The sequence below is a fragment of the Halostagnicola kamekurae genome, assembly GCF_900116205.1.
Taxonomy (GTDB): Archaea; Halobacteriota; Halobacteria; order Halobacteriales; family Natrialbaceae; genus Halostagnicola; species Halostagnicola kamekurae.
Window position 1 is genome coordinate 718,460 of sequence record NZ_FOZS01000002.1, and the last position, 12,771, is coordinate 731,230.

A 12,771-nucleotide genomic window follows, 5' to 3' on the forward strand; every position below is an offset into this window, starting at 1 on the left:
CTTCGCAATTCTTGAAGGCCAGTTTCTCGTGGCGAAATCGAACGAAATCAGCCGCCTCAATGCGAATAAGGGATCAATTTCTGGGCTAGGCCGAGGGTGAATTAATTGACCCATAGCTCGAGCAGGCCCGTCCCTCGAGCCGGTCCGATCTCTCGAGTCGTCGAACCTTTCGAGCGAGCCCGGTCCCACCATCGAATCCGGGGCGCGAGGAATCGCCCACCCTCGAGCGAGATGCCAGTCGTTCCGGGCCCGGATTCGACTGGTCAGTTCCAGCCCCAAATCCCACGGTACCGTTTTGAGACTCGAGCCCGTTTCTCCCCCTATGTCGAACGAACCTCGAGCGGAGCCACGAGAGCGGGCGACGCGCGTCGTCGTTTCCTACCCCGAGGACCTCTCGGAGTGGGGGCGGTCGCAACTCGAGCAGTCCTCGTTTCGAGCCTTTCTCCGAAAGACGCGAGACGAGGCTTGAGTCGGCGATATCTGGGAGGAGTTCGTCGACGTCGGCTGCTGTGGGAGCACGCTCGACGTGCCGCTGCGGGTCGAACGACTCGAGGGCGGCGACCTGATCGGCGAGGAAACCGAACTCGAGTACGAAGCCCGCGAGGCCTGCGGCGTCGAGGGCAGTTGGCGCGTCCAGAGCGAAGGCGGCCCGAAACGGGCCTAACGGTTCGTACAATCCGGGTTACAGCGACGACCGCGCCGATCAGTCGGGCAGGTACCGAACGCTCAAGACGCCCGCCTCGGGATCTGAGCGAACCTCGACGCGGACGGCCTCGAGCCGGGCCGCTCGAGCCACCGTCTCGTCGTCCTCGAGTACGTCGGCGGCCGCGTCGTCGACGTCTTCGTCCGGAAGCGAGAGGACGTGAATCTCGCCGGTTCCCGCTCGCTCCTCGCGGACGACCTCGCCCGGCTGGGCGTCGGCCGCCAGTTCTCGTTCGTGGGTGGTCGGGCTGAGATCGCTATCGACGAGCTCGACCGTCCGCCGATCCTCGACGTCGACGACCTCCCAGGCGACCTCGAGCGGCGGCTTCGGTGCCACCGTCGCCTCGAGCACGTCGTCGACCTCGAGGCCGGGATTCGACGCGAGGGTGTGAACCTGCGCCGTCTCGACGTCTCTGACGACCGCCGACTCTTCTTCCGCGTGGGTGACGACGAACGTCGCCGTCTTCTCGCTCATACTCGAGTCTCGCGGGCGAGGCGTTTCCCGGTTTCGTTCCTCGCCTCCCGTTCCGTGTGGGGTATGAACAACTGGGGAGACGAGCAGGCGGCGAGTCCTTGCAGGAAGAATACGATGAAAGCCCCTTTCGCGCTCGACTCCCGGGCCTCGCTGTGCGCTTCGGTCACTCGCTGCGCTCGCTCCCTGCAGTGCTTGCGTCGTCCGGGTTCGTCGACCCGCGAAAGCCCCTTTCAGTCCCACCCCGCGGTGGATTGGACGGGCTGGCGATTCGAGTGGGGTGGCGGACTGGCAGTTTTGGATGGGGTAGCGGACTGGCAATGTGCGTGGATTGGGTGAAAAGAGCGACACATCGAATCCCGATCGATCGGATGACGGAACGCCTTTAGGGCCGGCCGTCGCGCTCTCGCGCATGGACGTCGATATCGGCAACGCGCTCGCGTCGGTCGCCTCGCCGGGCATCTCTCGAGAGGCGCTCGACCGGCTCGACGAGCGGGTCGGTCAGGCCCACGAACGCATCGAAACCGGCAGGGAGAATCACGAGCACGGCTACGCCGCGTTGAACCTCCCCGAGCGAACCGATCCCGACGAGATTCGGCGAGCGGTCGACCCCGTCGCCGACGCCGAGGCGCTGATCACGATCGGAATCGGCGGCAGCGCGCTGGGCGCGGCGACGATCGTCGACGCGCTCGAGGGAGACACCGAGATGGTCTTTCTCGACAACGTCGACCCCGAATGGGTGACGAGCCGACTCGAGTCGGTTCCGCTCGCCGAGACGGCAATCAACGTCGTCTCGAAGTCGGGCACGACCGCGGAGACGCTGGCGAACTTCCTCGTGGTTCGGGACGCCTTCGAAGCCGCGGGCGTCGACTGGACCGAACGAACGATCGTGACCACCGGCGAGGCCGGCCCCCTCTCGGATCTCGCCGAGCGCCACGACCTGCCGAAACTTCGGGTTCCCGACGGCGTCCCCGGCCGGTTCTCGGCGCTCTCGCCGGTCGGAATGGTCGCCGCCGCGGTCGCCGGCCACGACCTCGAGGCGCTGCTCGAGGGCGCGCGAACCGAAGCCGAATCGCTGTCGGGATCGCTGTTCGAGTGTCCCGCCTACGCCTACGGGGCGACCACCTACGCGCTCGACGGCCGCGGAGCCGGAATCAACGCGATGATTCCGTACGCGGAATCGCTCGAGACCTATGCGGAGTGGTTCGCCCAGCTGTGGGCCGAGAGTCTGGGCAAGGACGACCTCGGACAGACACCCGTTCGGGCGCTCGGAGTCACCGACCAGCACTCACAGCTTCAGTTGTATCGCGCGGGCCCGCGGGACAAACTCGTCACGTTCGTCGCGCCGCGAGAGCGCTCCGACCGAGCGATTCCGGACACCGAGGTCGAGGAACTCGCCTATCTCGGCGACTCCACGCTCGGCGAACTGCTCGAGGCCGAGTTCGAGGCGACCGAGGCGAGCCTCGCCGCCGCCGGTCGCCCGAACGTGCGCGTCGAACTCGAGACGGTCGACGAGTACGAACTCGGCGGCCTGCTCTACGGAATGGAGGCGTCGTGCGTGCTCGCCGGCGAACTCTACAGCGTGAACGCGTTCAACCAGCCGGCCGTCGAGTGGGCGAAGAACGCGACCCGCGGCCTGCTCGGTGGGGGCGAGTTCGCCGAAGCGGACGCCGTCGCGGAGAAGACGACCCTTCGCGTCGAGCGGTAGTCGCCCGATCCCCGGAGTGGAGGCCCACAGCGCGGTGACGCGATAGCCGAATGCGGTGGCCCTATGTGCGTTCGCCGGTCAGTGTGGGTATGGGCACGACAGCACAGTCGGATGCAGACGGCGACGCGAGCGGCGTCGACGCCGTCCCCGCGGTCGGAACCATCGTTACCGCGCTCACGATGGGATGTCTCCTGGTCCCCGTTCGACAGGGCATCGACGAGCCGACCGTCCTGGGGGCGAGCGTCTTCGCCGCCATCGCCGTCGCGGCCTTTCTCGCGAGACGCTATGGCATCCTCGAGCGCGAGCGAAGCGGGCTCGTCGCCGCGGTCTCGAGCGCCCTCGTCGTGGTTCTCTCGGCGACGGCGATCATGCTCGGCACGTCCGGTTCGGTGACCGTTCCCGAAGTCGGCTGGTCGATATCGCTATTATTCGGCGCTCTCGTCACGAGTTTCACCGCGACTGGAGTCGCCATCGCGGAGTACGCCGGCATCTCCGGGACCGGACTGAGCCGGCGAGCCGGACAGTTCCTCGAGATGGTGATCCTCGGGTTCGCCGGCCTGATCGCGATGCAGATCGCGTCGATCGTCGTCTCGGTGCCGATGATAGTCGCGGTCGGAGAGCTGACTGAGTTCCAGTGGCAGGCCGTGAGCTATCTCGCGACCGGTCTCGGTCTCGGAACGGTCGCCGTCGGCTATCTTCTGTTTCGCGGGTACGGCCTGTCGTACGTCGATATCGAGCTGCCGACGCTTCGGACGGTGGTCTGGATGGTCGTCGGCCTCATTCTCATCTTCGGTGCAAACATCGCGGTCTCGATGCTCATAACCGGTGCGGGCGTCGAATCCGCCGAACACAGCCTGTCCGAAACGGTCGAACAGAACGTCGGGCTCGTCGTGATCATCGTCCCGGCGATGGTGCTTATCGTCGGACCATTCGAAGAACTTCTGTACCGAAACGTCGTCCAGAAGTCGCTGTACGAAACGTTTTCGCGACCCAGCGCGATCGTGGTCGCGAGCACCGTCTTCATGGTCGTCCACGTCGGCGCCTACGCGACCGCCGGCGCGGGGCGAGTGCTCGCGAGTCTCATCAGCGTCTTCGCGCTCTCGCTGGTGCTCGGGACGATTTACGAGCGGACGGACAACCTGGTCGTCCCCGCGCTGGTCCACGGCTGTTACAACGCCCTGCTTTTCGTGCCGTATCTATCCTGAGCTTGCAACCGACAGTCCATCGCGAGAATTACCGCCGCGAAATTAACTCGGATTCTTGCGAGCGAGTCCGGATCCGCAGATCGGACAGCGATCCTTCTCGTCGTCGAACTCTCGACCGCAGCCCTGACACTGGAACCGCCAGTCGCGCTGTTCTTCGATCCCCTCTCGAGCGATCACTTCGACGTCGACGTTTAACTTTTCCGCGACGTTTTGCATCGCGTAGTCGTCGGTGACAAGCACGCCGTCGAGTTCGAAACTCGCCGCGACGAGTCGGATGTCGGTTTCCGAGAGAGTCTCGAAGTCGCCCGACTCTCGGGCCGCGCGTTCGACCTGTTCGGTGGTGTCCTCGTTCGGAATGTGGATGTGCATTCCGGAGCCTTCCATCGCGTCGTAGCGGTAGGCGCTCTCGTCCTCGAGTTCGTCGCGGACGAGCGGGATGGTCGCAGACTGTTCTGTCGTGTGAAAATCGTGGATAAAAGCCGAGGAATCGAGGATGTACATACCGTTAGCGCTTGACGACGATGTAGTCTTTGACCGCCTGAACGCGGCTGACGGGCACGCGGAATCGGCCGGTGTCGTCGCGGTCGAAATCGACCGCGTGGCCGGGTAGCTCCTCGTCGGGGTCGATGACGAGGTCGTGTAGTTTACCCGATTTGATGTCCATCGTGACGTTGTAGAGCATTCCCAGTTCAACTCCGTCGGATCCCATGACGGACTTCCCCGAGAGGTTTTCGGCGAGTATGTCGCTCATACCGTACCGTTCAGACTAGTCGCTAATAAATACCATGGAGGGAACACTGATTTCGGAACGGTTGCTCGAGTTCGTCGGTGCAGTGATAGACCGCTGCTGGGGCCGGTGGGTTAGGCCCGATCGGAATCGGTCGGCGTCGTCGTGACGATGGGTTTAACTACCGTCCTGCGGACCGTTTACCCAAGACCTTCTCTGGTGGTTCACCATGACGGACACGGACACACACGACCCCACATCTCTCAGAACGCCGATCGTGGCCGTCCTCGGGCACGTCGATCACGGTAAGACGAGCCTCCTCGATAAGATACGCGGCTCGGCCGTGATCGAGGGCGAGGCCGGCGCGATCACACAGCACATCGGTGCCACTGCCGTCCCCCTAGACGTCATCTCGACGATCGCGGGCGAACTTGTCGATCCCGACGATTTCGATCTCCCCGGGTTGCTCTTTATCGACACGCCGGGACACCACTCTTTCACGACGCTTCGCTCGCGCGGCGGTGCCCTCGCGGACATCGCGATCCTCGTCGTCGACGTCAACGACGGCTTTCAGCCACAGACTATCGAGGCGCTCGACATCCTCAAACGGTCGGAGACGCCCTTCATCGTCGCCGCGAACAAGATCGATACCGTCCCGGGCTGGAATCCCAACGAGGACACGCCGATCAACGACACCTACGACGCTCAGTCGGATCGCGCGGCCTCGAGACTCGACGAGAGCCTCTACGAAATCATCGGCGAGTTGAGCGACGAGGGGTTCTCCGCGGACCTCTACTGGCGGGTCCAGAACTTCCAGCGCAACGTCGGCGTCGTCCCCGTCTCGGCGATGACCGGCGAGGGAGTCCCCGACCTGCTCGCGGTGATGATGGGCCTCTCCCAGCGCTACATGAAAGCCGAGATGGAGATCGACGTCGCCGGCCCCGGCGTCGGGACCGTCCTCGAGGTCAAAGAGGAGAAGGGGTTCGGAACGACGGTCGATACGGTCCTCTACGACGGGACGATCCGCAGCGACGACACGGTCGTCGTCGGCGGAACGAACGAACCGATCGTCACCGACGTGCGCGCGCTGCTTCAGCCGCGACCGCTCGCCGAGATCCGGACCGAGAGCCGGTTCGAAAAGGTCGAGTCGGTCAAGGCCGCCTCGGGGATCAAGATCGCCGCGCCGGAGCTCAAGGACGCGATGGCCGGCGCGCCGGTTCGCGTCGTCAGAGACCGAGACCTCGAGGATGTCGTCGAAGAGGTGCGGGCCGAACTCGCCGACATCGCCGTCGACACCGACGAACAGGGCGTCGTCGTCAAGGCCGACACCCTCGGGAGTCTCGAGGCGATGGCCGACGCGCTCGGCGAGGCCGAGATTCCGATCGTCAGCGCAGAGGTCGGCGATATCGCGCCGCGGGACGTCTCCGTCGCGTCGACGGCGGAGGACCCGAAACAGCAGGCGATCCTCGGGTTCAACGTCGACGTCCTCGCGGACGCCAAGACGCGGGCCGAACAGGACGACGTGAAACTGTTCACCGACGAGGTCATCTACCAGCTCGTCGAGGAGTACGACGAACACGTCGAGGAACTCGAGCGCGCCCAGCAGGACACGATCCTCGAGAACATCTCCCGACCCGCGCGATTCCGGATCCTGCCGGATCACACCTTCAGACAGAACGATCCGGCTGTCGTCGGCGTGGAAGTCAACGCCGGCACGATCCAGAACAACAACTTCGTCGTCACCTGGGACGGCAACGAGACCGAACGCGTCGGGCAGGTCAAAGGGATCCAAGAGCAAGGCGAGGACGTCGACGAGGCCCGCGCCGGCAACCGCGTCTCCGTCGCCATCGACGGCCCGACCGTCGGCCGACAGATCGAGGAGGGCGACGAACTCTGGATGGAGGTCCCAGAAAAGCACGCCAAGATCTTAGAACAGGAACTGACCGACGAGATCCCCGGCGACGAACTCGAGGCGCTGAACATGTACCTCGAGAAACAGCGCAAGCGGGATCCGTTCTGGGGCAAGTAGAGCCGTTTAGCAGCTAACTTCTCAGTTTTCGACATCGAACCGCACTCGAGCGCCGCCCTCGAGATCCGACAGCGCCGAAACGTCCTCGAGCCTGCCAACCACGTTGACGGGCGCGGTCGCCCGCGGTTCCTCGCCGCGACTCGCCGGCGTCGGCCCCCAGAACAGACAGAGTTTGTCCCCGGTGGGCCAGTAGGCGATCGCGCCGACCGGGACCGCCTCGGACTGGTTTTCGGCCGGCGCATCGAGCGGCACGTCGAAGTACAGTTCGTCGCCCCAGCGGACGGCCTCGCCCTCGAGCGGCAGTTCGCGCTCGAGCGCCCGGCGGGTTTCCGGGGCGTCGTCGTGCCAGGTCGCCTCGAGTTCGCGACCGTCGACGGTGACTCGCAGGTCGGACATATCGAGGCCATCAGACGGCAGGGACGTAGTCCTACCGCATCGGTTCGAGCGCCGACGGGAGGGGGAACCGAAACCGGGGGCGAGACGTTCCCAGTCGAGGTCTCGCGGTTCTCGAGGGATGACATTGGTTCGCGGAGCGGGTGCCATCCCGAAATGGTTTTCAACCGCTCGCGCGCACACTCGGTATGCCGACGGACTCGGACACTAATTATGACCCCACACTGGGGAACAAGTTCATCTTCGTCACCGGCGGGGTGATGTCGGGACTCGGCAAGGGGATCACGGCCGCCAGCACCGGCCGACTCCTGAAAAACGCCGGTTTCGACGTGACCGCGGTGAAGATCGATCCGTACCTGAACGTCGACGCGGGGACGATGAATCCCTACCAGCACGGCGAGGTCTACGTGCTCAAAGACGGGGGAGAAGTCGACCTCGATCTGGGGAACTACGAGCGGTTCCTCGACATCGACATGACGTTCGATCACAACATCACGACGGGCAAGACCTACCAGCACGTGATCGAGAAGGAGCGGGCGGGCGACTATCTGGGCAAGACGGTCCAGATCATCCCTCACATCACGAACGACATCAAACGGCGCATTCGCGAGGCCGCGGAAGGAAGCGACGTCTGTCTCGTCGAGGTCGGGGGGACCGTCGGGGACATCGAGGGCATGCCCTACCTCGAGGCCCTGCGCCAGTTCGCCCACGAGGAAGACGACGAGGACATCCTCTTCGCTCACGTCACCCTCGTCCCCTACTCGAAAAACGGCGAACAGAAGACCAAGCCGACCCAACACAGCGTCAAGGAGGTCCGCTCGATTGGCCTCCAGCCCGACGTCATCGTCGGGCGCTGTGACGACAAGCTCGACCCCGAAACCAAGGAGAAAATCGCGCTGTTTTGCGACATTCCGACCGACGCGGTGTTCTCGAACCCCGACGTCGAGGACGTCTATCACGTCCCGCTGGTCGTCGAAGAGGAGGGACTCGACGACTTCGTCCTCGAGCGCTTCGACCTCGAGGACGAGGCGCTTCCCTCGAGCGAGCGAACGAAGGAGTGGCGTGAGGTCGTCACGACCGAAAAGTCGGGCGAGGTCGACGTCGCGCTCGTCGGCAAGTACGACTTGGAGGACGCGTACATGTCGATCCACGAGTCGCTGAAACACGCCGGCTTCGAACTCGGCGTCGACGTGAACGTCCGCTGGGTCGCGGCCGACGAGATGGCCGACGGCCACGACGGGCAACTCGAGGGGGTCGACGGGATCATCGTCCCCGGCGGCTTCGGAATGCGGGGAACCGAAGGCAAGATCAACGCAGTCGAGTACGCCCGCACGAACGACGTGCCGTTTCTCGGCCTCTGTCTCGGCTTCCAGATGGCGGTCGTCGAGTACGCCCGTAACGTGCTCGGTCTCGAGGGCGCACACTCGGCCGAGATGGACGAGGAGACGCCCCACCCGGTCATCGACATCCTCCCCGAACAGTACGAGGTCGAGGACATGGGCGGGACGATGCGACTCGGATCCCACGAAACGCAGATCGAGCCGGGGACGCTCGCCGAAGAGATCTACGGCGACACCTCGTGTACGGAACGGCACCGACACCGCTACGAGGTAAACCCCGAGTACTTCGAGAACTTCGCCGACGAGCCATTCTCGTTCTCGGGAACGGCGGGGAACCGGATGGAAATCCTCGAACTCGAGGATCACCCGTACTTCCTCGGGACGCAGTTCCACCCCGAGTACAGCTCTCGCCCCGGCGATACGAGTCCGCCGTTCCTCGGCCTCGTCGAGGCGACGATCGCAGAACCGGAGGCCGACGCCGACGACGCAGACGCCCAGAGCGGACAAGAGGTGACTTTCTGATGGTGAATACAGACACGTTCGTCCCGGACGCAGTCGAAGAGATCGAAACCGAAATCGGCGACGAAAACGCCGTCATCGCCCTTTCAGGCGGCGTCGATTCGTCCGTCGCCGCCGCCCTCGCCTACGAGGCGATCGGCGATCAACTGACACCGGTGTACGTCGACACCGGGCTGATGCGCAAAGGCGAGACGGCACAGATCCGGGAGACGTTCTCCTACATGGACAGCCTCCGGGTCGTCGACGCCAAAGACCGGTTCCTCGAGGCGCTCTCGGGCGTCACCGATCCCGAAGAGAAGCGGTCGGTGATCGGCGAGCAGTTCATCCGCGAGTTCGAACGCGAAGCGAAAGACGCCGACGCGGACTTTCTCGTCCAAGGAACGATCTACCCCGACCGGATCGAATCCGAGGGCGGGATCAAATCCCACCACAACGTCGGTGGGCTCCCCGACGTGGTCGATTTCGACGGGATCGTCGAGCCGGTTCGGGACCTCTACAAGGACGAGGTCCGGGAGGTCGCCCGCGAACTCGACCTCGACGAACTCGTCGCCGAGCGGATGCCCTTCCCCGGCCCCGGACTCGCCATCCGCGTCATCGGCGAGGTCACGGCGGAAAAACTCGAGATCGCCCGCGAATCCTGTCACGTCGTCGAGGAGGAACTCGAGGAGTACGAGCCGTGGCAGGCGCTCGCTGCGGTCGTCGGCAAAGCGACGGGCGTCAAGGGTGACAACAGAGTTCACGGCTGGATCGTCTCCGTTCGGTCGGTCGAATCCCGCGACGGGATGACCGCTCGCGCCCAGGAGATCGACTGGGAGACGCTCCAGCGGATCCAATCGCGGATTACCGGCGAGAACGAGAACGTTGCACGGGTCGTCTACGACGTCACGCACAAACCGCCCGCGACTATCGAGTACGAGTGATGGACGCGATAGTCTCCGGTCCGGACGAAGACGGTCTCGGCGATGCACTCGAGGCCGAAGGCGTCTCCGTCACCCGACTCGAGGGGACGCTCAGCCGCCCGACGCTCGAAGAAGCGGGAATCCTCGAGGCGGATCTGTACGTGCTGACCGACGTCGGCCAATCGACTACGGTCCCGATCGCGCTGGATCTGAACGACGACCTCCGGACGGTCGTCTACGCGCGGGACTCGGTGCCGGAGTTCGTCCGCGGTCAACTCGACCTCGCGCTCGATCCCGCGTTGATGGAACCCGCGATGGTCGCCGAGGAACTGGTCGGCTGATCCGGACGGCACCGCTCGAGTGCGTCTTGTCCCAAACCGGACAAAATGGCCGATTTAAACTATCTAACTACAGATATAGGCGTTTTGAACTGTGCTTAATCGCGAGGTAACTCGGAATAAGATGGTACTACCATCGCCATCGTTGAAGTGGAAACCGACGATAGCTGGGAGTGGAGGTCGACGGGCACACCCACACGAAGGCACCCACCGCCTTGGACCCGTGACTTCCAGCAACCCCACCACAGCACCCTTCCCCCACTTGCCATCCCGGCGCGGCGATGCGGGTTCGCTGCACCGACCCGCATCGCGCTTCGGAATGGCTGTCGGGACGACGAGTCCCGACGTGGATCCTCACAACGGATCACCCACCAGATCCCCGAGAGTTGTCTGTGATTCTCTCGGTGCTCGAACCGGCGGGCCGGTCGATGCCGTTCCGCTCGGGTCGAGCACCAGTTTTCGATTCGGAGAGTCGTGAATACCGCCCCGCCACCAGATCACTACCGCAATTGGTCGAGAACCGGGATTTCCTCGAGTCGTTCGTCAGAAAGGAGAGCCCAATCGATTCCGGATGGGCCCCTATCGACGGCGTCGTCCGGCTCGAGCGCTCTGTCGGGTGTGACGATCAGATCCATCGGGACGTCGTGGTCGGTCGTGGGTATCTCCTCGTCGATGCACTGTCGCTCGTGGACGGTCGTCGCGACTGGTGTCTCCTCGTCTACGAGACCTAATTCGGTGAGGATCGCGTACTCGAGGTCGCTGTAGCCCTCGCCCTTGCCGATCCGTGCGCCCGGGCTCGAGCCCTCGTCGGTTCCCACCGCGACGCTTCCGGAGACGATCAGGTCGATTTGTGACACCGCTTCGGGGCCGACCTGGACGCCGTGTTCCGACGATCCGGAGACGGTGGTCGCCGCGTCGTAGTCCTCGAGTTCGTCGGGGTCGAGCCGAAGGAAACACCGCTCGTCGCGAAGCCGGGGAACGGCCATGTAGACGGTCTTTCCCTCGCGAAGGGCGCGTCGCCGCACTGGCAACTGCGGCGCGTCGGGGTTCGCCTTGATCGTCTCGGCTCGATTCCATTCCGGGCGGGCCGCGAGTCGATCGGCCGCCGCCTTCGCGCCCGCGAAGTTTGGAATGCGACCGTGTGGAGGAAAGGGGAACCTGGCCTCGCCGCTTTCCTCGAGGTCGTCCCAGACGCGTTCGCGGATGTCCTGTTTCGACGGAGTGGGCATGCTCATAGTTCGGCCGGCGACCGAGTTCAGCGTTGGTATTCTGCGACGGGACGAGTTCGACCGCGCCGGCGTTCGGCGAGGCGACGATATCCACGCGGTGCGTCCGAACAGTGCCGTTCGATCGTCCGCGGGTCGTTGCGCCGTTCCATCGTCGACGGGCGTCGCACAGCCAATCGATTACGCTCCGCCGTCGCTGTCCGGTCCGCTCGCCAGCGCGACCAACCGATCGGCTTCCGGGACGATGATCGATTCGACCGCGCTCGAGATCGCGACGGGTTCGTTCGGCAGACAGAAAATAGGCGTCCGGTCACTGACTCCCGCGAGCGTGCGACTCGTGACGGCCTTCGTCCCGATCTCGTCGAAGGCGAGCGCGTAGAACAGCTCCGAAAACGCCGACAGTTCCTTCTCGAGCAGCGGACGGACGGCTTCGATCGTCGCATCTTCGGGTCCGATGCCGGTTCCGCCCGCGGTGACGACGATGTCGACGTCGTCACGGTCGAGGAGCCGAGACACTTTGGCCTGTACGTTATCGTAGCTTCGATCGATAAGCTCTCGAATTGCGATCTCGTGATCCTCGGCGTCGAACGCGGCGACGATCGCATCGCCGGCCGCGTCGTCCTCGATCCGTCCGTCCGCAGAAATAGTGACGACGGCGACGCCGATTTCGCCGTTCGAAGGCTCCTCCTCGCTGGTCGATTCCGCACCCGTTTCTGCGGTCATAGCCCCTGTTCGGCCGCAAGCGGGTAAAACACTGGCCTGTCGAACGGTAGCGGTACCTACCCGGGATCGACCATCGAAACTCGCCCGCTCGGCAGTCGGTCGCGAGGACGACCGCCGAGCAGACGAACGCGGCCCAGAACCGTGACCGCTTTTACCATACGCTCGAAACGCTAGTTCGTGACCTCGAGCGACGACAGCGGATACGTTCACGATCCGGCCGATTTCGACGACGAGTCGGCCCACGAGGGTGAGGAACCGACGGACGACGAGTGGCTCGAGGATCCGGCCCATCCGGCGGCCACAGACCGGGAGTTCGGCACGCGCGGGTGGATACTCGTCGGCGTCATCGTCTTCGCGTTCGTCGTCTCGCCGCTCACGATCGCGTTCTGGCCGATCGAGCTCGGCTACTGGTTCGCGCTGTTGATTCTGCCGCTGTTTCCGGCCGTCCTGCTAGCGACGACGGCCATCTGGGCGACGACGCGAGCGTAGA

Annotated in this window: 13 protein-coding genes and 1 pseudogene; 8 read left to right on the plus strand and 6 right to left on the minus strand. The window is 64.4% G+C overall.

Annotated features, from left to right (window positions below; all coding sequences use genetic code 11):
* Positions 1–322 precede the first annotated feature (322 nt).
* Positions 323–664 (plus strand): annotated as a pseudogene (locus tag BM348_RS11415) (hypothetical protein).
* A 39-nt stretch (positions 665–703) separates the two neighbouring features.
* On the opposite strand, the gene BM348_RS11420 reads toward BM348_RS11415, so the two are convergent.
* A complete protein-coding gene (locus tag BM348_RS11420) occupies positions 704–1,177 on the minus strand; it encodes a DUF5812 family protein (RefSeq protein WP_092904940.1) in 474 nt (157 codons plus the stop codon).
* Between the two features lie 409 nt (positions 1,178–1,586).
* Here BM348_RS11420 and BM348_RS11425 point away from each other — a divergent pair, with 409 nt between their 5' ends.
* A complete protein-coding gene (locus BM348_RS11425; protein ID WP_092904941.1) occupies positions 1,587–2,882 on the plus strand; it encodes a glucose-6-phosphate isomerase in 1,296 nt (431 codons plus the stop codon).
* Between the two features lie 89 nt (positions 2,883–2,971).
* On the plus strand, positions 2,972–4,087 hold the full coding sequence (locus BM348_RS11430; protein ID WP_092904942.1) for a CPBP family intramembrane glutamic endopeptidase: 1,116 nt from the start codon (positions 2,972–2,974) through the stop codon (positions 4,085–4,087).
* A gap of 42 nt (positions 4,088–4,129) precedes the next feature.
* On the opposite strand, the gene BM348_RS11435 is transcribed toward BM348_RS11430, so the two are convergent.
* Together BM348_RS11435 and BM348_RS11440 are read right to left on the minus strand one after the other, a co-directional pair.
* Positions 4,130–4,588, minus strand: a complete 459-nt coding sequence (locus BM348_RS11435; protein WP_092904943.1) for an NOB1 family endonuclease — start codon at positions 4,586–4,588, stop codon at positions 4,130–4,132.
* Positions 4,589–4,592: 4 nt separating this feature from the next.
* Complete coding sequence (locus BM348_RS11440) at positions 4,593–4,838, minus strand: PRC-barrel domain-containing protein (RefSeq protein WP_092904944.1); 246 nt, start codon at positions 4,836–4,838, stop codon at positions 4,593–4,595.
* 205 nt (positions 4,839–5,043) lie between these two features.
* Between BM348_RS11440 and infB the strand changes: the two genes are divergently transcribed.
* Entirely contained in the window at positions 5,044–6,843 is a 1,800-nt protein-coding gene (gene infB, locus BM348_RS11445; protein WP_092904945.1) for a translation initiation factor IF-2, read from the plus strand.
* A 21-nt stretch (positions 6,844–6,864) separates the two neighbouring features.
* On the opposite strand, the gene BM348_RS11450 is transcribed toward infB, so the two are convergent.
* The gene (locus tag BM348_RS11450) at positions 6,865–7,239 is read right to left on the minus strand and encodes a cyclophilin-like fold protein (protein WP_092904946.1); all 375 of its coding nucleotides are present in this window, start codon (positions 7,237–7,239) and stop codon (positions 6,865–6,867) included.
* A 185-nt stretch (positions 7,240–7,424) separates the two neighbouring features.
* Between BM348_RS11450 and pyrG the strand changes: the two genes are divergently transcribed.
* From pyrG to BM348_RS11465, 3 genes are read left to right on the plus strand one after another with little or no spacing between them, the layout of a single operon-like run.
* The gene (gene pyrG, locus BM348_RS11455; RefSeq protein WP_092904947.1) at positions 7,425–9,098 is read left to right on the plus strand and encodes a glutamine hydrolyzing CTP synthase; all 1,674 of its coding nucleotides are present in this window, start codon (positions 7,425–7,427) and stop codon (positions 9,096–9,098) included.
* Positions 9,098–10,015 (plus strand): glutamine-hydrolyzing GMP synthase, encoded by a 918-nt coding sequence (guaA, locus tag BM348_RS11460; RefSeq protein ID WP_092904948.1) that lies wholly within the window; start codon positions 9,098–9,100, stop codon positions 10,013–10,015. The genes pyrG and guaA overlap by 1 nt, the downstream gene beginning before the upstream one ends.
* The gene (locus BM348_RS11465; RefSeq protein WP_092904949.1) at positions 10,015–10,335 is read left to right on the plus strand and encodes a DUF7126 family protein; all 321 of its coding nucleotides are present in this window, start codon (positions 10,015–10,017) and stop codon (positions 10,333–10,335) included. The genes guaA and BM348_RS11465 overlap by 1 nt, the downstream gene beginning before the upstream one ends.
* 497 nt (positions 10,336–10,832) lie before the next feature.
* Here the strand turns inward: BM348_RS11465 and BM348_RS11470 are convergent, their stop codons facing one another.
* Together BM348_RS11470 and BM348_RS11475 are read right to left on the minus strand one after the other, a co-directional pair.
* Entirely contained in the window at positions 10,833–11,561 is a 729-nt protein-coding gene (locus BM348_RS11470; RefSeq protein ID WP_245779437.1) for a 5-formyltetrahydrofolate cyclo-ligase, read from the minus strand.
* A gap of 177 nt (positions 11,562–11,738) precedes the next feature.
* Positions 11,739–12,281, minus strand: a complete 543-nt coding sequence (locus tag BM348_RS11475) for a MogA/MoaB family molybdenum cofactor biosynthesis protein (protein ID WP_092904951.1) — start codon at positions 12,279–12,281, stop codon at positions 11,739–11,741.
* A 177-nt stretch (positions 12,282–12,458) separates the two neighbouring features.
* Here BM348_RS11475 and BM348_RS11480 point away from each other — a divergent pair, with 177 nt between their 5' ends.
* Positions 12,459–12,770, plus strand: a complete 312-nt coding sequence (locus BM348_RS11480; RefSeq protein WP_092904952.1) for a hypothetical protein — start codon at positions 12,459–12,461, stop codon at positions 12,768–12,770.
* Position 12,771: the final 1 nt, after the last annotated feature.

Excerpts from the sequence above, each read along its gene's own strand:
- BM348_RS11420 (WP_092904940.1), bottom strand. The coding sequence starts at position 1,177 with ATGAGCGAGAAGACGGCGACGTTCGTCGTCACCCACGCGGAAGAAGAG.
- BM348_RS11425 (WP_092904941.1), top strand. The coding sequence starts at position 1,587 with ATGGACGTCGATATCGGCAACGCGCTCGCGTCGGTCGCCTCGCCGGGC.
- BM348_RS11430 (WP_092904942.1), top strand. The coding sequence starts at position 2,972 with ATGGGCACGACAGCACAGTCGGATGCAGACGGCGACGCGAGCGGCGTC.
- BM348_RS11435 (WP_092904943.1), bottom strand. The coding sequence starts at position 4,588 with ATGTACATCCTCGATTCCTCGGCTTTTATCCACGATTTTCACACGACA.
- BM348_RS11440 (WP_092904944.1), bottom strand. The coding sequence starts at position 4,838 with ATGAGCGACATACTCGCCGAAAACCTCTCGGGGAAGTCCGTCATGGGA.
- infB (WP_092904945.1), top strand. The coding sequence starts at position 5,044 with ATGACGGACACGGACACACACGACCCCACATCTCTCAGAACGCCGATC.
- BM348_RS11450 (WP_092904946.1), bottom strand. The coding sequence starts at position 7,239 with ATGTCCGACCTGCGAGTCACCGTCGACGGTCGCGAACTCGAGGCGACC.
- pyrG (WP_092904947.1), top strand. The coding sequence starts at position 7,425 with ATGCCGACGGACTCGGACACTAATTATGACCCCACACTGGGGAACAAG.
- guaA (WP_092904948.1), top strand. The coding sequence starts at position 9,098 with ATGGTGAATACAGACACGTTCGTCCCGGACGCAGTCGAAGAGATCGAA.
- BM348_RS11465 (WP_092904949.1), top strand. The coding sequence starts at position 10,015 with ATGGACGCGATAGTCTCCGGTCCGGACGAAGACGGTCTCGGCGATGCA.
- BM348_RS11470 (WP_245779437.1), bottom strand. The coding sequence starts at position 11,561 with ATGCCCACTCCGTCGAAACAGGACATCCGCGAACGCGTCTGGGACGAC.
- BM348_RS11475 (WP_092904951.1), bottom strand. The coding sequence starts at position 12,281 with ATGACCGCAGAAACGGGTGCGGAATCGACCAGCGAGGAGGAGCCTTCG.